The sequence below is a fragment of the Bradyrhizobium sp. SPXBL-04 genome (assembly GCF_051853035.1).
GTDB lineage: Bacteria > Pseudomonadota > Alphaproteobacteria > Rhizobiales > Xanthobacteraceae > Bradyrhizobium > Bradyrhizobium zhanjiangense.
Genome location: NZ_CP182472.1, coordinates 4,411,818 through 4,434,887, shown reverse-complemented (window position 1 = coordinate 4,434,887; position 23,070 = coordinate 4,411,818). Strand labels below are relative to the sequence as shown.

General features: G+C 63.7%; 19 protein-coding genes and 3 pseudogenes. 11 read left to right on the top strand and 11 right to left on the bottom strand.

Annotated features, from left to right (window positions below):
- Positions 1–4: 4 nt before the first annotated feature.
- Both ACNJX8_RS20955 and coaD read right to left on the bottom strand, forming a co-directional pair.
- Positions 5–568, bottom strand: a complete 564-nt coding sequence (locus ACNJX8_RS20955; protein ID WP_249761519.1) for a peptidylprolyl isomerase — start codon at positions 566–568, stop codon at positions 5–7.
- Between the two features lie 38 nt (positions 569–606).
- A complete protein-coding gene (coaD, locus tag ACNJX8_RS20950; RefSeq protein ID WP_091897761.1) occupies positions 607–1,101 on the bottom strand; it encodes a pantetheine-phosphate adenylyltransferase in 495 nt (164 codons plus the stop codon).
- Between the two features lie 247 nt (positions 1,102–1,348).
- Between coaD and ACNJX8_RS20945 the strand changes: the two genes are divergently transcribed.
- The 6 genes from ACNJX8_RS20945 to ACNJX8_RS20920 all read left to right on the top strand — a co-directional run bounded on the left by ACNJX8_RS20945 (position 1,349) and on the right by ACNJX8_RS20920 (position 7,949).
- On the top strand, positions 1,349–1,606 hold the full coding sequence (locus ACNJX8_RS20945) for a hypothetical protein (RefSeq protein WP_128933644.1): 258 nt from the start codon (positions 1,349–1,351) through the stop codon (positions 1,604–1,606).
- Positions 1,607–1,805: 199 nt separating this feature from the next.
- Positions 1,806–3,659 carry a potassium transporter Kup gene (locus ACNJX8_RS20940; protein WP_128937391.1) on the top strand — a complete coding sequence of 618 codons (1,854 nt, stop codon included), beginning with the start codon at positions 1,806–1,808 and terminating at the stop codon, positions 3,657–3,659.
- An 86-nt stretch (positions 3,660–3,745) separates the two neighbouring features.
- On the top strand, positions 3,746–5,095 hold the full coding sequence (locus ACNJX8_RS20935; RefSeq protein WP_439356620.1) for an acyltransferase family protein: 1,350 nt from the start codon (positions 3,746–3,748) through the stop codon (positions 5,093–5,095).
- Positions 5,096–5,105: 10 nt separating this feature from the next.
- Positions 5,106–6,239 (top strand): ABC transporter permease, encoded by a 1,134-nt coding sequence (locus tag ACNJX8_RS20930; protein WP_128947064.1) that lies wholly within the window; start codon positions 5,106–5,108, stop codon positions 6,237–6,239.
- A 59-nt stretch (positions 6,240–6,298) separates the two neighbouring features.
- Entirely contained in the window at positions 6,299–6,970 is a 672-nt protein-coding gene (locus ACNJX8_RS20925; RefSeq protein WP_338075881.1) for an ABC transporter ATP-binding protein, read from the top strand.
- A 31-nt stretch (positions 6,971–7,001) separates the two neighbouring features.
- A complete protein-coding gene (locus ACNJX8_RS20920; RefSeq protein ID WP_439356619.1) occupies positions 7,002–7,949 on the top strand; it encodes an alpha/beta hydrolase in 948 nt (315 codons plus the stop codon).
- Between the two features lie 70 nt (positions 7,950–8,019).
- On the opposite strand, the gene gyrA is transcribed toward ACNJX8_RS20920, so the two are convergent.
- On the bottom strand, positions 8,020–10,764 hold the full coding sequence (gyrA, locus tag ACNJX8_RS20915; RefSeq protein WP_128933639.1) for a DNA gyrase subunit A: 2,745 nt from the start codon (positions 10,762–10,764) through the stop codon (positions 8,020–8,022).
- Between the two features lie 358 nt (positions 10,765–11,122).
- Entirely contained in the window at positions 11,123–11,617 is a 495-nt protein-coding gene (locus tag ACNJX8_RS20910; RefSeq protein WP_091897737.1) for a single-stranded DNA-binding protein, read from the bottom strand.
- Positions 11,618–12,067: 450 nt separating this feature from the next.
- Here ACNJX8_RS20910 and ACNJX8_RS20905 point away from each other — a divergent pair, with 450 nt between their 5' ends.
- The 3 genes from ACNJX8_RS20905 (at position 12,068) to uvrA (ending at position 17,011) form a co-directional block, all read left to right on the top strand.
- Positions 12,068–12,838 (top strand): outer membrane protein, encoded by a 771-nt coding sequence (locus ACNJX8_RS20905; protein WP_128947068.1) that lies wholly within the window; start codon positions 12,068–12,070, stop codon positions 12,836–12,838.
- A 233-nt stretch (positions 12,839–13,071) separates the two neighbouring features.
- A complete protein-coding gene (locus tag ACNJX8_RS20900; RefSeq protein WP_091897853.1) occupies positions 13,072–13,743 on the top strand; it encodes an outer membrane protein in 672 nt (223 codons plus the stop codon).
- A 286-nt stretch (positions 13,744–14,029) separates the two neighbouring features.
- Entirely contained in the window at positions 14,030–17,011 is a 2,982-nt protein-coding gene (uvrA, locus tag ACNJX8_RS20895) for an excinuclease ABC subunit UvrA (RefSeq protein ID WP_439356618.1), read from the top strand.
- Between the two features lie 24 nt (positions 17,012–17,035).
- On the opposite strand, the pseudogene ACNJX8_RS20890 reads toward uvrA, so the two are convergent.
- Positions 17,036–17,410, bottom strand: a pseudogene (locus ACNJX8_RS20890) (RNA 2'-phosphotransferase).
- A gap of 51 nt (positions 17,411–17,461) precedes the next feature.
- Between ACNJX8_RS20890 and ACNJX8_RS20885 the strand changes: the two are divergent.
- Complete coding sequence (locus ACNJX8_RS20885; protein WP_439356617.1) at positions 17,462–17,806, top strand: hypothetical protein; 345 nt, start codon at positions 17,462–17,464, stop codon at positions 17,804–17,806.
- A 53-nt stretch (positions 17,807–17,859) separates the two neighbouring features.
- Here ACNJX8_RS20885 and ACNJX8_RS20880 read toward each other — a convergent pair whose 3' ends face one another.
- Both ACNJX8_RS20880 and ACNJX8_RS20875 read right to left on the bottom strand, forming a co-directional pair.
- Positions 17,860–18,048, bottom strand: a complete 189-nt coding sequence (locus tag ACNJX8_RS20880) for a DUF5615 family PIN-like protein (protein ID WP_439356616.1) — start codon at positions 18,046–18,048, stop codon at positions 17,860–17,862.
- A gap of 122 nt (positions 18,049–18,170) precedes the next feature.
- Positions 18,171–18,392, bottom strand: a complete 222-nt coding sequence (locus ACNJX8_RS20875) for a DUF433 domain-containing protein (protein WP_439356615.1) — start codon at positions 18,390–18,392, stop codon at positions 18,171–18,173.
- A gap of 70 nt (positions 18,393–18,462) precedes the next feature.
- Here ACNJX8_RS20875 and ACNJX8_RS20870 point away from each other — a divergent pair.
- Positions 18,463–19,083: pseudogene (locus tag ACNJX8_RS20870) on the top strand (HAD family hydrolase); the annotation flags it as partial.
- Between the two features lie 123 nt (positions 19,084–19,206).
- On the opposite strand, the pseudogene ACNJX8_RS20865 reads toward ACNJX8_RS20870, so the two are convergent.
- From ACNJX8_RS20865 to ACNJX8_RS20850, 4 genes and pseudogenes are all read right to left on the bottom strand, one after another.
- Positions 19,207–19,635: pseudogene (locus tag ACNJX8_RS20865) on the bottom strand (transposase); the annotation flags it as partial.
- A 15-nt stretch (positions 19,636–19,650) separates the two neighbouring features.
- Positions 19,651–20,619 carry a cytochrome D1 domain-containing protein gene (locus ACNJX8_RS20860; RefSeq protein ID WP_439356614.1) on the bottom strand — a complete coding sequence of 323 codons (969 nt, stop codon included), beginning with the start codon at positions 20,617–20,619 and terminating at the stop codon, positions 19,651–19,653.
- Positions 20,620–20,621: 2 nt separating this feature from the next.
- Positions 20,622–21,185, bottom strand: coding sequence for an SRPBCC family protein (locus ACNJX8_RS20855; protein WP_439356613.1), 564 nt, complete (start codon positions 21,183–21,185; stop codon positions 20,622–20,624).
- Between the two features lie 1,086 nt (positions 21,186–22,271).
- Positions 22,272–23,069, bottom strand: coding sequence for an AAA family ATPase (locus ACNJX8_RS20850; RefSeq protein ID WP_091885450.1), 798 nt, complete (start codon positions 23,067–23,069; stop codon positions 22,272–22,274).
- Position 23,070: the final 1 nt, after the last annotated feature.

Sequence of the window (23,070 nt, the reverse complement as noted above, 5' to 3'; positions counted from 1 at the left end):
TCTCCTACTTGATGTCGGATGCGACTTGCACCTTCACCATCTTGTCGGGATCGGTGACGGTGCCGCCGGCCGAGCCGGGCGGTGCCTTCTTCAGCTTGTCGACGACGTCCATGCCCTGCACGACCTCGCCAATCACCGTGTACTGGTTATCGAGGCTGCCGCCGTCGGCGAACATGATGAAGAACTGCGAGTTGGCGCTGTCGACGCTGTCACCGCGCCGCGCCATCCCGACGATGCCGCGTGCAAAGTGCACCTTGGAGAATTCCTGCTTCAGGTTCGGATATTTCGAGCCGCCGGTGCCGTTGCCGTTCTGGCCGTCGCCGGTCTGCGCCATGAAGCCGTCCATCACGCGGTGAAACGGCACGTTGTTGTAGAAGCCCTCACGTGCGAGCTGCTTGATGCGCTCGGCGTGCTGGGGCGCGATGTCGGTCCTGAGCTTGATGACGATGCGGCCCTTGGTGCTGTCGATGACGATGGCGTTGGCCTTGTCGAGGTTCGCCGGCAATTGCTGCGCCACCGCCGGCACCGCGAACACAAGCGCGGCAAGAACTGCGAGAATTCGGATCATGACAACTCCGGTCAGATGAGGGAGGAAGCGCGCCGTTATCAGGCGAATTTTGCCTTGAGCTGTGCCGCAACCAGCGGCGGGACGAAGGCCGAGACGTCTCCGCCCATGCCGGCGATCTGGCGCACCAAAGTGGCGGTGATCGGGCGAACCATGGGAGAGGCCGGCAGGAAGACCGTATGCACCTCCGGCGCCATGGCCTCGTTCATGCCGGCAAGCTGCATCTCGTAATCGAGGTCGCTGCCGTCGCGCAGGCCCCGGATCATGATGGTCGCGCCGTGCTTGCGCGCCGAGGTGACTGACAGATCGTCAAAGGTCACCGCTTCGAACACGCAACCGGCCTGGGCCGCCACCGGCCCGCAGACGTCGTGCAGCATCTTCAGCCGCTCCTCGGTCGAGAACAGCGGCTTCTTGCCGGGGTGGACCCCGATCGCGACAACCAGCCTGTCGCACAGCGAAACGCTGTGCCGGACCACGTCCAGATGGCCGTTGGTGATGGGGTCGAAGGAACCGGGATAGAAGGCGATGCGCGGCATGACCTCCTCCTACCGCGCCCGGCCCGGGCCGGCAAGCCGGGCGGGTTCCCTGCCGGTTTTTCCGCAAAACCATGTCGGAATCCCCCGAATTGTTTCGTCCTGAGGGCGGCCACGAAACAAACGGCGCAGCAACGAAACCATTTTCCGCTCCGGCGAAGACGTCTCGAAACTGGCCATGGTTACTTATCCAGCCAACGAATGACGGGCCGCACACAAGGCGCAGCGGCCGCATCACAGGGGACTGTCAATGATCAAGGCTCTTTCGGCGATCGCCATCTCTGCATGTGTTGCTGCCGCCCTCACCCTCCTGCCCGGCTTCGCCCCGACGGTCGAAGCCAGCGTGCCGCAGCCGCTGGCCAAGAGCGACCGGCTCGACATCCGCAGCATCGGCAAGGACTGCTCGCAGCAGGCCTGGCCGAACTTCGAAGCCTCGTGCCTGCGCCGCGCCGGCACCAAGGCCGATGTCCGTGAGGCCCGCCTCGTGACCGCCGATCGGACCCCGTAGTCGGATCTGTCAGCTTCGCGTCAGCCAGTCCGCTATAGACCCAACACAACCCCATGGATATTTGCGACGTCTCGTCGCAGACTGCATGACGCTCGCGCCCGTCGGAATGGCCCGCCGGGCGCGTTTCCATCGGGGGTCGCCATTGTCCAGTACGCCCGCACTCGCCTCCGGCCACCATCCCGATCCGCTGCCGCTTGCCATGACCATGGGCGCCCTCGGGGTGGTCTATGGCGATATCGGCACCAGCCCCCTCTATGCCCTGAAGGAAGCCGCCAAGGCGGCTGCCCATGGCGGCACATTAAGTCACGATGCTGTCCTGGGGGTTGCCTCGCTGATCCTCTGGGCGCTGCTGCTGATCATCTCGCTGAAATACGCGCTGCTGATCCTGCGCGCGGACAACCGCGGCGAAGGCGGCATCGTCGCGCTGCTGGCGCTGCTGCATGCCCGTAACGCCCAGCCCGGCACCTGGCGGGCGCATCTGCTGGTCGTCGGCCTCGTCGGCGCCGCCTTGCTCTACGGCGACGGCGCGATCACACCCGCGATCTCCGTGCTCAGCGCCATCGAAGGCCTCAAGGTCGACGCCCCCTCGCTTGCGCCCGTCGTCGTACCCGTGACCATCGCCATCCTGATCGGCCTGTTCATGATGCAGAAGCAGGGCACCGGCTTCATCGGCCGCATCTTCGGCCCGGTGATGCTGACCTGGTTCGTCGTGCTTGCCGCGCTTGGCATCCACGGCATCGTCAAGGCTCCGGCGGTGCTGGCGGCGCTGAGCCCGTTCTATGCCTTCGATTTCCTGATCCACCAGGATTTCCATGTCTCCTTCGGAATTCTCGGCGCGGCCTTCCTGGCGGTGACCGGGGGCGAAGCCATGTATGCCGACATGGGGCATTTCGGCCGTTTCCCGATCCGGCTCGCCTGGTTCGCGGTGTGCCTGCCCGCGCTGGTGCTGAACTATTTCGGCCAGGCCGCGCTCTTGATCACCGATCCCGCCATGATCGAGAACCCGTTCTTCCAGCTCTGCCCCGACGCCCTGCACTATCCGCTCGTCGCCTTCTCGGCGGTCGCCACCGTGATCGCTTCGCAGGCGATCATCTCCGGCGTGTTCTCGTTGACCCAGCAATCGATCCAGCTCGGCTTCCTGCCGCGCATGCTGATCCGTCACACCACGAGCGCTGCGATCGGACAGATCTATGTGCCGCTGGTGAATTGGCTGCTCGCCGCCGCGACGCTGGGAGCGGTCCTGAGCTTCGGCACGTCCGACGCGCTCGCCGGCGCCTACGGCATCGCGGTGTCGCTGCTGATGGCGATCACCACGCTGCTCGCAGCTCTGGTGGCGATCCAATGGGGCTATTCGCCCTGGCTCGTGGTGGCCGTGAACGGCGCCTTCTTCGTGATCGACGTGATCTTCTTCTCGGCCAATTCGATCAAGTTGTTCGAGGGCGGCTGGTTTCCGCTGCTGCTCGCCGGCCTCGTCGCGTTCCTGATGCTGACTTGGCGCGCCGGCGTGAAGCTGGTCGAGGCGGCCCGCGCGCGGCTGCGCCAGCCCGAGGAGGACCTGATCGAGACGGCCATCAACAAATGCCGCGCCAGGCTGCCCGGGACCGCCGTGTTCCTGGCCTCCGCGCAGCGCGGCGTGCCGCTGGCGCTGACCCAGTTCGTCAAGCACAACCGCGTGCTGCACGAACGCGTGCTGCTGGTCACCGTGCTGATCGAGGAGTCTCCGCACATTCCCGACGACGAACGCGCCGAGATCATCGACATCATCCCCGGCATCACCCGCGTGATCCTGCATTATGGCTTCATGCAGAACCCCACGATCTATGAGGGACTGAAGCTTACTTGCCGCCAGGGCAAGCTGCCCGGCATCGACCTCTCCGACATTACCTACTACGTCGGCCGCGAGACCATTATCCCGAGCGAGGACATCCCGGGCATGTGGGTCTGGCGCGAAGGCGTGTTCGCCTTCCTCCAGCGCAACGCCGAACGCTCCGCCGCGTTCTTCGGCGTGCCGACCAAGCAGGTGGTGGAGTTCGGCACGGAGCTCGAGATTTAGCCGATGCGCTGCGCGCATCGCGTGGCGAGAATGCGCGCAGCGATGCCCCACCGGCACTGGCTGCGACAAGACCCGCGCTGACGAACATGCCGGCGCGCCGGGCGCTGGAGGCGTTGGCTTCAGCAAAACAGCGTCCGCTGCCCGGCGAATTGGAACTAGGTGGATCGCCTTCGGTTGGTTCCGGCGAGATCAATCCTGGGCCGGTGCTCCCCATGAACTCTGGCGCCAACGTCACATTCAGCAACTTGCGCGCTGTCGTCATCCTGATCGTGGTCGCCTTCCATTCGGCCCTTCCCTACCTCGCCTCTCAGCCGCCGCATCCGTTCGCCTTCGACGCGCCGCCCTATCGGTGGATCGCGTTTCCGATCATCGACCGCGAGCGCTGGTTCGGGCTGGACCTGTTCTGCGCATGGCAGGACGTCAGCTTGATGTCCCTGATGTTCCTTTTGGCGGGCCTGTTCACCCCGCACGGCCTCATCCGCAAGGGCACTGCCGCCTATCTCGCGGAGCGGTGGTGGCGAATTGGATTGCCCTTCGTCCTGGCGGTCGCCCTTCTCAGTCCGGTGGCGTACTACGCCTCATATCTGACGACCGCGACCGACCCATCGCCTGCGGCATTTTGGCAGCACTGGCGCGCTTTGCCGATGTGGCCCGCGGGCCCGCAATGGTTCTTGTGGCAGCTTCTGTTGCTCAGCGGCCTGGCTGCTGCACTGCATGAACTGATGCCATCATGGCCACGGGCTGCGAGCCTGATCGTCGCCCGGTGCGACGATCGTCCGCTGCTGTTCTTTGCATGCCTCACAATTCTGTCGGCACTGGCCTATGTCCCCCTCGCAATGATCTTCACGCCCTGGGAATGGACCTTTCTCGGCCCATTGTCTTTCCAGCTAAGCCGCCCGCTGCACTATCTTCTCTATTTCGCTGCGGGACTCGCCATCGGCGGCTACGGCTGCGATCGAAGTATCTTCCGCATCGACGGCCCACTCGCGCGCCACTGGCCCACCTGGGTTGCCGCAGCATGTGCCTGCTTTGCACTGTGGGGCGGGCTGACCTCGCTGACGATGCCGGATTGGAATGCCAGCCCGCCCGCATACCGTCTCGCCGCGGCTTTCGCCTTTCCCCCTGCATGCGCAACAGGCGTGATCGCTTTCGTGGCCAGTTCGCTGGCATTGTTGCGTCGCCGCTCGGCGCTCGCCGATAGTCTTTCGACCAATGCCTACGGCATCTACCTCACGCATTACCCGTTCGTGCTGTGGCTGCAATATGCGCTGCTCGGCACGAGACTGAATGCCGTCGCCAAAGCCGCGTTCGTCCTCATCGTGGCACTGGCTCTGAGCTGGGCCGCGAGCGGATTCCTCGCCGCAGGCGTCAGACTGCTGGTGCACCGGCATTCCGGACTCCCGGGCAAGGGCGCTATCTCAGATCAACCTCGATGACGGAACGTCCATGTCACTGGTCCCGACGCTCGCGGCCCGCAATCTCTTCCACGATCGCCTGCGTTTTGCCGCGACACTCGTAGGCATCGTATTTTCGGTCGTCCTGGTGATGATCCAGATGGGCCTGTTCCTGGGCTTCGGTCGCATGGTGACAACGATGATCGACCATACGTCAGCCGATCTCTGGGTGCTGCCGAAGGGAGCGAAATGCTTTGAGGATCCTTCGCTGCTGGATGCGAAGCTGCGCGACAAGGTCGCATCCGTCGATGGCGTCGCCTCGGTGGTCCCGCTGGTCATCGGCTTCTCGGACTGGCGCCTCGAGAGCGGCGAGATGACACCCATCTTTGTTGTCGGCGCCGATTTGCGTGATGGAAGCCTGAGACCATGGAACGTGGTCGAGGGTGACGTTCGCGCGCTGTCGCAAAATGGAGCCGTGGTCGTCGACCGCTCCTACTACGATCGCCTCGGCGTCTCAAAAATCGGATCAACGGCCGAGATCCGCGGCCGCCGCGTGAAGGTCGTGGCCTTGACCGATGGCATCCGCTCATTCACCACGACGCCCTATGTCTTCGTCGACCTGAAAAACGCTCGCACCTACACCGGAGCCTTTCCCGATCGCGCCAGCAACCTCCTGGTTCGCCTCAAGCCCGACGCCGACCGCGACACGGTTCTTAAGGCCGTTCGAGCTCAGGTTGGTGAACACGAGGTGCTTACGACGGATGAATTCCGCAGCCGTAGCCGCTCGTTCTGGCTGTTCGGGACCGGCGCCGGCGCTGCGCTGTTTGCCGGCGCATTGCTGGGAGTAATCGTCGGCACCGTCATCGTCGCGCAAACACTCTATTCGAGCACCAAGGATCACCTCAGTGAATTCGCCACCCTGCGCGCAATGGGTTCGTCGAATGGATATATCTACAGGGTCATCATCTATCAGGCGCTCCTCAACGCGATCATCGGCTTCATCATTGCGACCGCGATCGGCGCTGTCGTTGTGGAGATGACTGCCAAGAGCGCGTTGCCCATCGTCATCACGCCGTGGCTGATTGCAGCCCTGTTCGTGCTGACGGTCGTGATGTGCGTAGCGTCGGCGATCGGCGCAATCGTGCGTGTGGTGCGGATCGATCCAGCAACGGTATTCATGCGATGAACGAAATCATCATTGAGGCCACCGCGATCAAGAAAACGCTTGGGCGGGGCGCTGGCGAGGTGAAGGCGCTGCGCGGGATCGACCTCACGCTGCGACGCGGCGAGTTCACACTGCTGATGGGGCCGTCGGGCAGCGGCAAGACGACGCTGCTGCTCGTGCTCGGATGCATGCTGGCACCAAGTTCGGGCGCGCTCACCGTGTGCGGTACGCCCACGTCGGGCGTCGACAAGGAGGGACTGGCCAGAATCAGGCGCGACCATATCGGCTTTGTGTTCCAGTCCTATCATCTGTTTCCGACGCTCACCGCTGCACAGAACGTGCAACTCGCCCTCGACATCCGTCATGAACGTGGAGGCAAGGCCAGGAAACGGGCGCAGGAAGCACTGAACCTGGTTGGTCTGGAGCAGAAGGCCGATACCTTGCCGGGCGAGCTCAGCGGCGGTGAGCAGCAGAGGGTCGCGATCGCGCGAGCCTTTGTCGCCAATCCCTCGGTCATTCTCGCCGACGAGCCAACTGCTGCGCTCGACGGCAATAACGGGCGAAGCATCATGCGGATTCTCGCCGATGCAGCCCATCAGCGCGAGCGCGCCGTGCTCGTCGTGACGCATGATCCGCGGGTCATTCCCTTTGCGGATCGCATCGTCGAGATCGAGGATGGCCTGCTGGTCGACACCGGATCCGGCGAACCCGAGCGGCTGCACCTGCCAAAGGCGGCCGCATTCAGGCCGTAAGACCCAAGCGAATGAAGCAAGAGGACGCACCATGAGCTTGCGCGCGGAAATGCTGCGTCTCGGCATCCGCATGTTCCTGAAACGGCACCGTCAGCCATTCGATGTCGGGACGTGGCGGGCCAACATGCATCGCATGGAGCGATGGGTGCCTCGTCCGCCACGCAGCACAAAGACAAGCGTCGTGCAGGCCAGTCACCTCAGACTACACCGGATCGCCACCCCGGCGTCGCACCCGGGACGCAACGTGCTCTATCTTCATGGCGGCGCCTATGTCTCGGGCGCGCCGATCTACTACCGGCATTTTACCTGGCGCATTGCCAATGTGACCAAATCGACGGTCTGGGCCCTTGAATATCGCCTCGCACCCGAACATCCGTTTCCGGCCGCACTGGACGACGCCGTAGCGGGTTTTCTCTGGCTCGCCGGCGAGACAGGCGATCCAGGCGAACTCTTCGTGATGGGTGATTCAGCCGGTGGAGGATTGGCCCTGTGCCTTCTCATGAGGCTGCGTGACGAGCGCAAGCCGCTTCCTGCGGCCGCCGTTGCCATGTCACCCTGGACCGATCTCGCGCTCACCGCGCCCTCGTTGATCGAGAATGCCGCCTCAGATCCGATGTTGAACGTGCACGATGTTCCGGAATTCGTGCGTTGCTATCTGGCAGGCGCCGACCCGTATAACCCCCATGCCTCGCCGCTCTATGGCGATGCGTTCGGCCTTCCGCCGGTGCTGATCCATGTCGGCAGCGACGAGATCCTGCGGGATGACGCTGTCCGCATGGCCGACAAGCTGAAACAAGGTAATCCGAGGAGCCGCCTGGAGGTCTGGCCGCGCATGCCGCACGTCTTCCAGCTCTTCGTTCCGGTGCTGCCGGAAGCCCATGCGGCCATCGCTCAGATCGGAGAATTCATCTCCAACCTGCGTTGCGATACAGCTTCGTCAGCTCCCGGGCCAGCGAAAAGCGCGATGAGATCAGGATGAATCGTCATCGCGCTTATTGTTTGAGCATGATCTTTTCGGAAAACCGCTGCGCGCTTTTCCGGATCATGCGCTAGGCTCCACCGCCGTTGCCGTTCTCTCCATTACCGCTCTCGGCCTCTTCCGTGATGTGCTCGACCGAGACGACGTGCTCGTCCTCGGCCGTATCGAACACGATCACGCCCTGCGTCGAGCGGCCGGCGATGCGGATGCCTTCGACCGGGCAGCGGATCAGCTGGCCCTTGTCGGTGACCAGCATGATCTGGTCGGCATCTTCCACCGGGAATGAGGCCACGAGGTTGCCGTTGCGGTTGTTGACGCTCATGGCGACGATACCTTTGCCGCCGCGGCCCGTGGTGCGGTACTCGTAGGACGAGGTGCGCTTGCCATAGCCGTTGACCGACACGGTGAGCACGACCTGCTCCTGCGCCGACATCTCGGCGTAACGCTCCTGGGCCAGCTGGAAGCTGCCGGAGGCCTCCTCGGCCTCGCCGTCCGCGGCGGTCTCCTCAGTCGCAGCTTCGCCGGCGACCGCACGGCGCATCTTCAGGTAGGCCGAGCGCTCGTCCGAGGTGGTCTCGACATGGCGCAGGATCGCCAGCGAAATCACCTTGTCGCCCTCGCCAAGCGCGACGCCGCGCACGCCCATCGAGGTGCGCCCGGTGAACACGCGCACGTCGGTGACGGGGAAGCGGATGCACTGGCCGCCGGCCGCCGTCAGCAGCACGTCATCGCGCTCGGTGCAGATCTGCACGTCGACGATCGCCTCGTTGTCGTCGAGCTTCATCGCGATGATGCCGGAACGGCGGACGTCGACGAAGTCGGACAGCTTGTTGCGCCGCACGTTGCCGCCTGTCGTGGCGAACATCACGTCGAGGTTGCCCCAGGTCGATTCATCCTCGGGCAGCGGCATGATGGTGGTGATGCGCTCGCCCTGCTCCAGCGGCAGGATGTTGATCAGCGCCTTGCCGCGCGCGTTCGGCGCGGCCATCGGCAAGCGCCAGACCTTTTCCTTGTAGACCTGGCCGCGCGAGGAGAAGAACAGCACCGGCGTGTGCGTGGAGGCCACGAACAGGCGGCTGACGAAATCCTCGTCACGGGTCTGCATGCCGGCGCGGCCCTTGCCGCCGCGGCGCTGCGCCCGGTAGGCCGACAGCGGCACGCGCTTGACGTAGCCGGCGTGGGAGACGGTGACGACCATGTCCTCGCGCTGGATCAGGTCCTCGTCCTCGACCTCGCCTTCCTGCTCCATGATCACGGTGCGGCGCGGCGTGGCGAACTCGGCCTTCACCTCGGCGAGCTCGGTCTTGATAATCTCGAGAATGCGGGCGCGCGAGCGCAGGATATCGAGATAGTCGCCGATCTCGCCGGCGAGTTTTGATAGCTCGTCGCCGATCTCGTCGCGGCCGAGTGCAGTGAGACGTGCCAGGCGCAGTTCCAGGATGGCCTTGGCCTGATCCAGCGACAGGCGGATGGTGCCGTCCGCGTTGATGCGGTGGCGCGGATCGTCGATCAGCGTGATGATGTCCTCGACGTCGCGCGCCGGCCAGTCGCGCGTCATCAGGGTGTCGCGCGCAGCCGCCGGCGTCGGCGAAGTGCGGATCACCTTGATGATCTCGTCGATGTTGGCGACCGCGATGGCGAGGCCGACCTGCTCATGCGCGCGCTCGCGCGCCTTGCGCAGCTTGTACTTGGTCCGGCGCGTGACGACCTGCTCGCGGAAGCCGACGAAGATCGTCAGCATATCCTTTAGGTTCATCGTCTGCGGACGGCCGGAATCGAGCGCGACGGCGTTGACGCCGAAACTCGTCTGCAGCGGCGTGAACTTGTAGAGCTGATTCAGCACCACGTCGGGCACGGCATCGCGCTTGAGCTCGATGACGACGCGATAGCCCTCGCGGTCGGACTCGTCACGCAGATCGGAGATGCCCTCGATCTTCTTTTCCTTGTAGAGCTCGGCGATGCGCTCGACCATCGTCGCCTTGTTCACCTGATACGGGATCTCGGTGATGACGATCGCCTCGCGCTCCTTGCGGATCGTCTCGAACGTGACCTTGCCGCGCATCACGATGGAGCCGCGGCCGAGATGGTAGGCGCTGCGGATGCCCTGGCGGCCCAGGATGATGCCGCCGGTCGGGAAATCCGGGCCCGGGATGATGTTGTTGAGCTCGTCGATGGTCAGCGACGGATTGTCGATCAACGCCAGGCAGGCATCAATGACCTCGCCGAGATTGTGCGGCGGGATGTTGGTGGCCATGCCGACCGCGATGCCGCCGGCGCCGTTGACCAGCAGGTTCGGGAACCGCGCCGGCAGGACCACCGGTTCCTTGGTCGAGCCGTCGTAATTGTCCTGGAAGTCGACGGTCTCGTTGTCGATGTCGTCGAGCAGCTTCAGCGCGATCTTGGTCAGGCGCGACTCGGTGTAGCGCATCGCCGCCGGCGGATCGCCGTCGACCGAGCCGAAATTGCCCTGCCCGTCCACCAGCAGTTCGCGCATCGAGAAAGGCTGCGCCATGCGCACCAGCGCGTCGTAGATCGCCTGGTCGCCATGCGGATGGTATTGGCCCATGACGTCGCCGACGATACCGGCCGACTTCTTGTGCTTCTTGTCCGGCGTGTAGCCTTCCTCGTTCATCGAGAACAGGATGCGGCGATGCACCGGCTTCAGGCCGTCGCGCGCATCGGGCAGCGCGCGCGACACGATTACGCTCATGGCGTAATCGAGATAGGACTTCTTCATCTCGTCGAGGATGGAGACGGGGCGAATGTCCGAGGGTTGCGCCGGCTGGTCGCCGGGCTTGTTGTCGTCGTCAGCCAAGGGGAAATCCGGTGAGGTTTATCTGGGAATCATATAGCGCATCGGGGGTCGGATAACCACCCTCGCGAAGGCCCTGGCAAGCGATTTTTCCGCCTATTTTTCCAACAACTTAAGCCCTTCTGAGCACTGCTTCCGAGAGGCCCGGAATCGCCCCTCCAAAATGACCTCTCACGCCTGGAAAACCGCGCCGCGAGCGGGCCCTGTCGGACGGTTTGCCCATGTGAAATCCGAGCTCACGTCGAACTCGAAGCGGGCCCGGAAAATCCGAGCCCGCCCCGCCGATTAGTAGGAATTGCTGACACGACACACCCGGCGCGGCGCGATCAGGCGATGCGCCTTGGCCGCGCGATCCGTGTTCTCAGAACGGGATATCGTCGTCCATGTCGCTGTTGCGACCGCCGCCGGCCGCAACAGGACGGCGCGGTGCGCTGCTGACGGGACCGGAGGAGCCGAAATCGCCGCCCGGCTCATCACCGAAGCTGCCGCCTCCTCCACCGCCACCGCGGCCGTCGAGCATCGTCAGCGTCGAGTTGAAGCCCTGGAGCACGACCTCGGTCGAGTATTTCTCGACGCCGCTCTGGTCGGTCCATTTGCGGGTCTGGAGCGCGCCCTCGATGTAAACCTTGGCGCCCTTCTTCAGGTACTGCTCGGCGACCTTGCACAACCCTTCATTGAAGATCACGACGCGATGCCACTCGGTCTTTTCCTTGCGCTCGCCGGTATTCTTGTCGCGCCAGGTATCCGAGGTGGCGATGCTCAAATTCGCGATCGGCCGCCCGTCCTGGGTGCGGCGGATTTCGGGATCCTTGCCGAGATTTCCAACCAGAATGACCTTGTTGACGCTTCCCGCCATCGCCGCTCTCCACTCCAATGCCACTGAATTTCAAAGGCGAAAGTCCGCTCCCCGCGTTCCTCCGCCGCCCTGTTAAGGCGACCTATACGCTTACGGACGCCGCTCAGCCCATCACCCCCAAGGTTATCCCCACATATAGCATCGCCATCCGCTTCGTTCCAGATTTGTTCTTTGTGGCAATCGGGCGGATATCGGGCCGAGTCCCGATCACGATTGGCGATGAAAAAGGCAGCCTCCGGATGGAACTTTTTGGGTTCCCGAGAAAGGGTAAAAACTACTTAACATTCATCAAGTTGCACTTGGTTCAATCGGTTCGCGAGTGTGGCATTTCGGAGACGGACTTTGCCCACTCCCTAGGCTACGGTTGAGTCGGACTTAGTTCATATGGGCGTCGCGCCTGATCAACCGCTTCGGGGAGTTCGAGAAGCGGACGAAACTGGGGAGACTGCAATGAATAAGCTTCTGTTTGGTGCAATCGGTGCAATCGCGTTGGGCCTGTCGGCTCCTGCAAGTGCGGCAGATCTCGCTGCGCGTCCCTACACCAAAGCTCCGCCGCCGATGGTCGCCGCCATCTACGACTGGAGCGGCTTCTACATCGGTATCAACGGCGGCGGCGGCACCAGCCACAAGTGCTGGGACTTCGTGACGCCTGTGACCGGCACTCTGGTCGGCGAAGGCTGCCACAACGCGACGGGCGGCACGGTCGGTGGCCAGGTTGGCTATCGCTGGCAGTCGGCCAATTGGGTGTTCGGCGTCGAGGGCCAGGGCAACTGGGCCGACTTTTCTGGCGACAATGTCAGCGCACTGTTCGCCCTTCGCAACCGCTCGAAGATCGACTCGTTCGGTTTGATCACTGGCCAGGTCGGCTACGCCTGGAACAACGTGCTGCTCTACGTGAAGGGCGGCGGCGCCGTTGTCGGTGATCGCTATCGGACCTACGATTTGGCGACAGGCCTCGAGTTCGACCGGGCCAACGAGACCCGTTGGGGCGGCACGGTGGGCGCGGGTATCGAGTTCGGATTCGCGCCGAACTGGTCGGTCGGCTTCGAGTACGATCACATCTTCCTCGGCAACCGCACGATCAACTTCACCGGGTCCGGCAATTTTGTCACTGCCCCGCTCGGTGTCGTCACACGCTCCGAGCGCATCAGCCAGGATGTCGATATCGGCTTGATCCGCGTGAACTACCGTTGGGGCGGTCCGCTCATCGCAAAATACTGATATCTACCTGATATCACTGAGAGATTGAAGGCCGGCCTCGCGCCGGCCTTTTGCTTGCGTGCTCTCCGGAACAATAGGTCGGCACTTGCCACGTTTTGGGGGCTGTTGTGGCTTTTCGGAGACACAACTTGCGGCTTTAGTGGTGTAAGCACGGCATTAGTTGGGCCGTTGAGTCCGCTGCCCTTCCGGCATGGAAGGCAACAACAGAAACTGGGACTGGGATTAGATTGAAGATGAAGAAGGTTTTGTTGGCTTCGGCCTGTTTGTTCGCTCTCGCTGCTCCGGCTTCGGCCGCTGATCTCGCAGCCCGCCCCTACACCAAGGCGCCGATCGCTCCGGTTGCTGTTTACAACTGGACCGGCTTCTATCTCGGTGTCGTCGGCGGCGGCGCTTGGGAAGCTACTTCGACCGACCCGAAGATGCAGGGCGGCTTCGTCGGCGGCACCGCCGGCTACAACTGGCAGACCGGCAACGTCGTGTTCGGCATCGAGGCGGATGGCGCCTGGGCTGACGTCAACGCTTCGGCGACCGCGCTTGGCATCACCGTGGCTTCCAAGACCGATGCGCTGGGCACCGTGCGTGGCCGTATCGGCTGGGCCGTCAATAACTTCCTGTTCTACGGGACCGGTGGTTACGCCTGGATCGACAACAAGATCACGCTCAGCGCGCTGGGCGTGAGCGTCTCCGACAGCAAGTGGCACTCCGGCTGGACCGTCGGTGCGGGCGTCGAAGCGTTCTTCGCTCCGCAGTGGTCGGTCAAGGGCGAGTACCTCTATCGCAGCCTCGGCAGCGAGAACTACTTCTCCAACCTCGGCACTCCGCTGGCGTCCGGCACGATCAACTTCCACACCGTGCAGGTTGGCGTGAACTATCACTTCGGCGGCCCGGTCGTCGCCAAGTACTGATCTGAAGTACTGATCTTCGCGACCGACGTCACATCGTCACGAGAGGCCGGCCTCGCGCCGGCCTTTTTGTTTGTAGGAGCCGTTCCCCGCAGTTCCGCCGCTCCTGCTGCCAGATGCCGCCAGCGCGCCAACAATCCGTTGACGATTCGCAAAGGCCACTGGAAATCCGCGCCCGTTCTTCCTACGTTCGCTGCCATACCCAGCGGCGCCGATCCCGGTTCCGGGCGAAGCGCGCCTTTTGCATTGGCGCGATCGCGCGTCTTTGGATTCCTTGAGGACCACCGGGATGGACGAAGTGATCAAGGCCAAGCGCCAACAACAGAACGCGGGCTCAAGCCTGCGCGCAATTACGATCCGTGGCGCGCGCGAGCACAACCTCAAGAACATCGACGTCGAGATTCCCCGCGACAAGCTGGTGGTGTTCACGGGCCTGTCAGGCTCCGGCAAATCCTCGCTCGCCTTCGACACCATCTATGCCGAGGGCCAGCGCCGCTACGTCGAATCGCTGTCGGCCTATGCGCGGCAATTCCTGGAGATGATGCAAAAGCCTGACGTCGACCAGATCGACGGGCTATCGCCGGCCATCTCGATCGAGCAGAAGACGACCTCGAAGAACCCGCGCTCCACCGTCGGCACCGTCACCGAGATCTACGACTATATGCGCCTGCTCTGGGCGCGCGTCGGCGTGCCCTATTCACCGGCCACGGGCCTGCCGATCGAGAGCCAGACCGTCTCGCAGATGGTCGACCGCGTGCTGGCGCTGCCGGAAGGCACCCGCCTCTATCTGCTCGCTCCGGTCGTGCGCGGCCGCAAGGGCGAGTACCGCAAAGAGCTCGCCGAATGGCTCAAGAAGGGCTTTCAGCGCGTCAAGATCGACGGCAGCTTCTACGAGCTCGCGGAAGCGCCGACGCTCGACAAGAAATTCCCACACGACATCGACGTCGTGGTCGACCGCATCGTGGTGCGCCCCGACATCGGCCAGCGCCTCGCCGAGAGTTTTGAGACCGCGCTGAAGCTCGCCGAAGGCCTCGCCGTCGTCGAGTTCGCCGACGCGCCCGCAGCCGCGCCTGCGGAAGAGAAAGAGAAAAAGAAAACCGCGAAAATCCACGACAAGAGCGGGCCCGAGCGCATCCTGTTCTCGGAAAAGTTCGCCTGCCCGGTCTCCGGCTTCACCATCCCCGAGATCGAGCCCAGACTGTTTTCGTTCAACAATCCCTATGGTGCCTGTCCCGCCTGCGGCGGCCTCGGCGTCGAGCAGCATGTCGACGAGGATCTCGTGATCCCCGACAAGGAGCTGTCCTTGCGCAAGGGCGCGATCGCGCCCTGGGCCAAATCGTCGTCGCCCTATTACGAGCAGACGCTGACCGCGCTCGGCAAGCACTACAAGTTCACCCTCGACACCAAGTGGAAGGACCTCGCCAAGAAGACGAAGGACGCGATCCTCTACGGCTCCGGCGACGACGAGATCAAGTTCTCCTATCAGGACGGGGTGCGCTCCTACGACACCAAGAAGCCGTTCGAGGGCGTCATCACCAATATCAACCGCCGCTATCGCGAGACGGAAAGCGAGTGGGCCCGCGAGGAGCTGGCGAAGTACTTCCACGACGTGCCCTGCGAGGGCTGTAATGGCTTCCGCCTGAAGCCCGAGGCGCTTTGCGTCAAGGTCGGCGGCAAGCATATCGGCGAGATCTCGGAGCTGTCGGTGAAGAAGGCCGGCGAATGGTTCGCGAGCGTGCCGGAGGCGCTGAACAAGCAGCAGAACGAGATCGCCGGCCGCATCCTGAAGGAGATCCGCGAGCGCCTCACCTTCCTGCTCGACGTCGGCCTCAACTATCTCACGCTGTCGCGCTCCTCCGGCACGCTGTCCGGCGGCGAGAGCCAGCGCATCCGCCTCGCCTCGCAGATCGGCTCCGGCCTGACGGGCGTGCTCTACGTGCTCGACGAGCCCTCGATCGGCCTGCACCAGCGCGACAACGCCCGCCTGCTCGATACGCTGAAGCGGCTGCGCGACCTCGGCAACACCGTGGTCGTGGTCGAGCACGACGAGGACGCCATTCGCCTCGCCGACTACGTGCTCGACATCGGTCCCGGCGCCGGCATGCATGGCGGCAACATCGTCGCCGAAGGCACCCCCGCCGACATCATGCGCAACCCGAAATCGCTCACCGGCAAGTATCTCACCGGCGAGCTCGAGGTCGAGGTCCCGGAGCGGCGTCCGCCGAACCATCGCCGCACCATCAAGGTGGTGAACGCGCGCGGCAATAACCTCAAGAACGTCACGGCGGAGATTCCGCTCGGCCTGTTCACGTGCGTCACCGGCGTCTCCGGCGGCGGCAAGTCGACGCTCTTGATCGACACGCTCTACCGCGCCATCGCCCGCAAGCTGAACAATGCCAGCGAAGGCGCCGCGCCGCACGATCGCATCGAGGGCCTGGAGCACATCGACAAGATCATCGATATCGACCAGTCGCCGATCGGCCGCACGCCGCGCTCCAATCCCGCGACCTACACCGGCGCCTTCACGCCGATCCGCGAATGGTTCGCCGGCCTGCCGGAAGCCAAGGCGCGCGGCTACGAGCCCGGCCGCTTCTCCTTCAACGTCAAGGGCGGCCGCTGCGAGGCCTGCCAGGGCGATGGCGTCATCAAGATCGAGATGCACTTTCTGCCCGACGTCTACGTCACCTGCGACGTCTGCAAGGGCAAGCGTTACAACCGCGAGACGCTGGAAGTTCTGTTCAAGGGCAAGAGCATCGCCGACGTGCTCGACATGACCGTCGAGGAGGCCGCCGAGTTCTTCAAGGCGGTACCGCGCGTGCGCGAGACGTTCCAGACCCTGCACCGCGTCGGCCTCGACTACATCCATGTCGGCCAGCAGGCGACGACCCTCTCGGGCGGCGAAGCCCAGCGCGTCAAGCTGGCCAAGGAGCTGTCCAAGCGCGCCACCGGCCGCACGCTCTACATCCTGGACGAGCCGACCACCGGCCTGCACTTCCACGACGTCAAGAAGCTGCTGGAGGTGCTGCACGAACTAGTCGCGCAGGGCAACACGGTCGTCGTCATCGAGCACAACCTCGAAGTCATCAAGACCGCCGATTGGGTCATCGACCTCGGCCCCGAAGGCGGCGACGGCGGCGGCGAGATCGTCGCCTGGGGCCCGCCGGAAGACATCGCGAAAGCGCCGCGGAGCTATACGGGCAAGTTTTTGGAGCCGGTGCTGAAGAAGGCGCGCAAGCCGAAGCGCGGGAGGACAAGCGAGGCGGCGGAGTGAAGCCACCTCCGCTACCTCTTCGCGTTATTCGTTCGTAACCGGCACCAGGTACTCTGGTGGGACGGTATCGGTTAGCCATCCTCCATTGTCAGCGCGACAAAACTTGAAACCGCGCGCGTGCATGACGGCAGCATCGACCTTGAAGATATGAGGCTTTCCATGGCGCTGCCCCGCAGCACGAATGCAGTCGGCATCTGGTGACAGAGAAAATCGCTTTTTGTCGCTCTCTGCGACGATGCGCAGCAGATCCTCACGGCCAAACTTCGTGCCAGCGGCATTCGCCTTGACGATTGGGTCGTCGATACCGGCCCATCCCTGCGAATCCAAGCCCGATCACATCAGGCTTATGGCGCAGGACGAGCTCAGAAACTTGCTGAGCTGGACGTCATCGATCGGCATGGCTTCCCTTCCAATCCCCTACCTCTAAATTTAAGTGTTCGACAAGACCAGATGATCGATCTGGAGGAAGCGATGCCTAACCAAACCTACACGCTCTTCCGCAACGCCATCCTTGCGGAACAGCAGGTGACCTGCGTCTACGAGGGGCGATACCGCGAGCTCTGTCCGCATATCATCGGCACCAACAAACGCGGTGAAGAAACTGTGCTGGCTTGGCAGTTTTCTGGCGAAAGCAGCGGGCCGCTGCCGCAATGGCGCTGCCTGAAGCTGGCCAATGTCAGCGGTGCCCGAGCGCGCGACGGCCATTGGCACGAGGGCGGCTCACATCGGACCACTCAGACTTGCGTCAGCAACATCGATATCGATATCAATGTTCATGTCCGCAAATTGCGGTGACTCACTCCCGGTGCGGCACTACAGTGGACGGGATCGAAAACGAACCTCATCAATCACGACATAGCGCCGAAGAGCCCTTGGCCGAACTTGTCGACGGCCTCCAGCAGCCGCTTCCGTACCAGCGGCCCATTCTCCGGATGCAACAGGATAAGACCTGGAACGGCTTGGCCGCGACGAAAGACAAGCTCGCCGAAATCTTTGTCAGCTGTGAGGAGAAGACGCCCTTCCCGCGACGCCAGCACGATGACTCCACGTCGCTCAGACTGGCAGCAAATTCGGCGACGTAAAGCACGTCGTGACCGGCGCCGCGCAGTTCTCGAACCAGAGAGACCGTGACGCACTCGTCCGCGAGCCAGAGAACGGTTCAGCGATAAATGATGTCTTCGTCAGCCAAATAGTCGGCTGCGAACGCCTGGGCCGCCCGGATATCATCAGGCGTAAGCCGCGGGTGCTCCGCGATGATGGCCTCAGTGGTCATACCCGCACCCAGCTCGCGCAACACCAGTTCGAGCGGCACACGCGTCCCGCGGATCACGGGCTTGCCGTCCATGACGGCCGGGTTGATTTCAATCCGCTCGTGCCGCATGGCTGTCCTCGAAATTTTGCCGAATAATAGCACGTCACATCTTGCCTGTCAGCGAACTCCAGAACCCACAATGCCCCACTCCCTCGCCATCTTCGACCTCGACGGCACGCTGGCCGACAGCTTTCCGTGGTTCCTGCGCACCATCAACGACATCGCCGACCGCTTCGGCTTCCGCCGCGTCGCGGATGAGGACATCGAAGAGCTGCGGCATGCGTCGAGCCGCGAGATTCTCGCCCAGCTCGAGGTGCCCTTGTGGAAGCTGCCGGCGATCGCGCGGCATGCGCGGCGGTTGAAGGCGGAGGCAACGGCGGAGATTTCGCTGTTCGCCGGTGTCGAGGCGATGCTGCGGACGCTGGCTGAAGGTGACGTGCAGCTGGCGCTGGTGACCTCCGACAGCGAGGCCAATGCGCGTGAGAAGCTTGGCGAGGCCGCGGCGCTGTTTTCGCATTTTGACTGTGCCGCGTCGTTGTTCGGTAAGCCCGCGAAATTCCGCCGGGTTGTTAGGTGCGCCGGCGTCGAGCTGAGCCAGGTCATCGCGATCGGCGACGAAGTCCGCGACATCGAGGCGGCGCGGTCCGTCGGCATTGCCTGTGGCGCGGTGTGCTGGGGCTATGCGGCACCGGCGGCGCTGCGGGCGCTGGGGCCAGACCACGTATTTGAGCGGATGGACGACATTGCGGAAGCGGTGTGCTCGGATCGCGGAATCCGTAGAGCCTGTGAGCCAATTCGTTTGTTTCGGCATGGACCTCAAGGGGCGTTAGCGTCCCTTGAGGTCGAAGCCGGCGGCGTCAGGCCGTCGGTATGCTGCTGCGGTCTATGCCTTTACGAGACGGTGTCCCTGCAGGATGTTGTTGGTGAGGGCGTACCAGAGCACAACGGCACGGACCTTCGCGATACCGCGCACGGTTAATTGCCTGAGGTCCCAGTTCCGCCATCGGGCATGGATGCATTCGCAGATTGTGCGGGCTTGGTACTGTGCCTTGCCGGCTTCGCTGGCCATGCGAGCACGCCAGGCCGCTACGCCAGGACCGTCGTTGCTCCGGGGTAAAAAGGGATCGACACCGCTCCTGGATTTGGGAGGAGGACAGTAAACCTCGATACCTTCGCCATGCGCCCATTCGATGTCCTCGCCACTGCAAAACCCGCCATCGGCGAGGTAGCGGCGTGGCAAGCGCTTCAGCCGAGCGCGCGTTCGCTCCAGCATCGGTCGCATCAAGCCGCGATCTGAGCCGCTGTTGTCGACACCCTACGCAATCCCCTACTCCGTCCTCCGCAAGAACGCCCCGAACGCCCGTGGGCCGTCGCCGGTCTTGACCTCGCCGATCACCTTGAGATCAGTGGCATCGATGATATCGAGCACGTTGCTCTCCCAGCACGCGACGATGATGCGCTTGCCGTCGGCAGTGACGGCAATGCCTTCGGGATAGTCGCCGACATTGATGCGCTTGATTGGCTTCAGCGTCGCCAGATCGAACACGCTGACGGTGCCGCCATACTGATCGGTGACGAAGCCGCGCCCCTGCGTCAACGCCACCGCATAGGGCCGCATCCCGACCGGCACGCGGCCGATCTCGCGGCCTTCGGCGATGTCGATCACGGAGACATCGTCGGAGCCGACATTGGCGGTGTAGGCGCGCTTGCTATCGGCATCGATGGTAACGCCGAACGGACGCGTGCCGACCTTGATCATTGCTTTGCGCTGACGCGTCGCGGTGTCCACCACCGAGACGCTGTCGTCGTCGCGGTCGGCCGAGAGCAGCAGCTTGCCGTCCGGCGTCACCGCAAGGCCCGATGGCGAAGCGCCGACCGCGATGCTGGCCGTGACGCTGCGCGAGGCCGTATCGATCGCCCGCACCGCGGCGGCATACCAGTCGGCGACATAGACGGTGCGGCCATCGGGCGCGACGGCAATGCCGAGCGGCCCGCCGCCGACCTCGATCCGCCCCGCAACCTGCCGCGCGGCCGCGTCCACCACCGTCACCGCCTTGGCGTCCGGGCTCGTCACATAGGCAAAGCGCCCGTCCGCGCTGACGGCGACGCCCGCCGGCTTGCCGCCGATCGGGATGGTCGCAACGCTGCGCGCAGTGGCGAGGTCCACGACCATCAGATCGTCGCTGAGCTGGTTGGTGACGAACGCCTCTTCGGCGGACGCGCTGCCAGGCCCCACTATACCGAGACTGGCACCGCAAAGGCTGGCGGCCAAGGCCGCCAGGACCAGCGCTCGCACGATCAGCTACCGCTCTCGATCTTCTTCTTGAGCGCCTCGAGCCCGGTCTTGTACAGCCCGCTCACCGCCTTCACCGCGGCCTCGTCGCTCAGCTCCGGTGGCGGATCGTTGTTGGGATAACCACGATAGAACGCGCCGGCCCATTCGAGCTTCGCCTTGCCATCAGGCGCGGGCGACACCGTCAAGGTCGAGGAGTAATTGGTCACCGGCAGCACCTTCACATCGACCTTGGTGATCCGGTACGAATAGCTCAGCATCTCGGGCTCGTATTTGTAGAGCTCCTCCTCGACCGTCGGGCCGCCCGTCAGGGTCAGCGTCCGCGTCGCGCCGATCTCGTTGCCCTTCTGGCCCTCGGTCTTGGTGACGGGCGGGAGCCAGCTCATGTCCTGGAAATTGCCGATCGCGGCCCAGACCTTGGCCGGTGGCGCGCTGATCTCGATCGATTCCCGCACCTTCTGCCGGGTCGGCCCATGGGCCGAGACCGGCTCAAAAGCCGCCGTCAGAGCCGTCCCCACCACCGCCAGCGCCGCCACCCCGGCGATCGCCGTTCCCATCGTCATCCTCATACCGTTTCCTCATTCATCAATCTGCGCGACTTGAGGCGCGCTGAGATCATCGTAACGCATATTTGGACCATGGGGAGACCTGTTCGTGGCGCGGCTGTGGCAAGGGTCGGTGCCCGTATTCCACACCATCCCTTGCGTTGCCCGACGGGCAAAACACACGAGGCCAGGGTCAATGCGTCCAGATCAAAACAATTCGCTTTACTCGAATTCGGAATTATCGCATGTTTCGGTCACCCCAACCCGGGCCGAGGGGCGGATCGCGATCGTCACGAACGCGGGATGGGATGTGGTGGACGCGGGCAGTGCCGCGCGCGGGTCGGTTTGCAGGGCGGGTCACTCCGTGAGCAAACGCCGCGCGCACACGACGGGTGCAGCCTGCGTACGGCAAAATCGTGTGGTCCTGGCGCCCGGGGTCTGTGCGCCAAGTGTTGCGGTGATGCATGCGGCCCGACCGGGCCCGCAACATCAGTCATCCGCAAGGCGACGGGGGCAATAGTGCATCGCTCCCCGGGGAGATCACGACATAAGCCGTAAAACCACTGCGCAGGGAAGGCCAGGATGTCCAGGCTGCCCTGTATGCCGCTGTGCATTTGTTTCCAGCGTATTTGCGCACAGCGGACCGCGGGTGCCAGCCGGCGCCCGGCCTTCCCTGCGCCCTCGGCATCTTCGAGGGCGATGATCGAAGCAAAGCTCGGGCAGATGTGCCGCGAGAACGGGAAACCGTGTGTGCGATCTGGATAGGAATGCGAGATGGATTCGTCTCTCGTGCCCCGGACGCAGCGCAGCGCCCCCCCTTGGCGATGCGCTGCAGAGCCGGGGCCCCATGCAGCAGCGCACCGCGCGGCCTCCTGGGGCCCGGCTCCGCGCCGCAACGCTCACGCGTTGCAGCTTGTCCGGGACACGAGAGTAGGTGCGCTGTTGCCTTCCACGCCGTCATTGCGAGCCAATGGGTCCGCGCGAAGCGCGGCCCGATGACAGGCTCCGCGAAGCAATCCAGACTGCCACCGTGGAGAGACTCTGGATTGCTTCGTCGCAAGCGCTCCTCGCAATGACGACGGAGAGAACGGTGTCTGCCACATCCCTCAATCACTCCCCCAGCGTCGCCTCCACGAATCCGCGCGGATCGTCGCAGAATTCGCGCATCACCCGATAATGATCGGTCTGCTCCACCGTAACAGGCTCCAGGCCATATTTTCCCAGCCGCAGCAGCTGCGCATTGGGATAGGCCATCAGCAGAGGCGCGTGGGTCGCCATGATCACCTGGCAATTGCCGGAGAGATCCATGCGATGCAGGAGCTTGAGGAAGTCCATCTGGCGCGCCGGCGACAGCGCCGATTCCGGCTCGTCGAAGATGTAGATGCCCTGCTTCTGGCAGCGCTCCTCGAAGAAGACCAGAAAGCCCTCGCCATGGGAAAAGGAGAGATAGTCTGGCGCCTCCTGAACGCTTGCACCAAACACGCCCTCCATGGCTTGCGCGGCGCTCACGGCCGAGCGGTCGAGATAGCGCGCAACCGAAAAGAATGTCTCCGCCCGGAAGAACCAGCCGTCGGTCACCTTCGGGACCCACGCGGCCCGCAAGGCAGACGACAGCTCTTCGCCAGTGATTTCGATGCCGCCGCCGTCGATCTCCTGAAAGCCCTTGCGGCCGCCGGTGCTGGCAAAGCCGGCCATCCCCGCGATGCCTTCGAGAATGGTCGACTTCCCGGTTCCGTTCTCGCCGACGATGATCGTGACAGCGGACTCGAAGCTGTGATCGAACTCATCCCTGAAGACGGGAAGGCAGAACGGATAAGCCTCCCAGTCCTCGACCCGCGAGCGATCGAGCCAGACACGCCTGAGATAGGGCGCGCGCAGTGTGGTCTGTCGACGTCGTGTCCGGCTCATG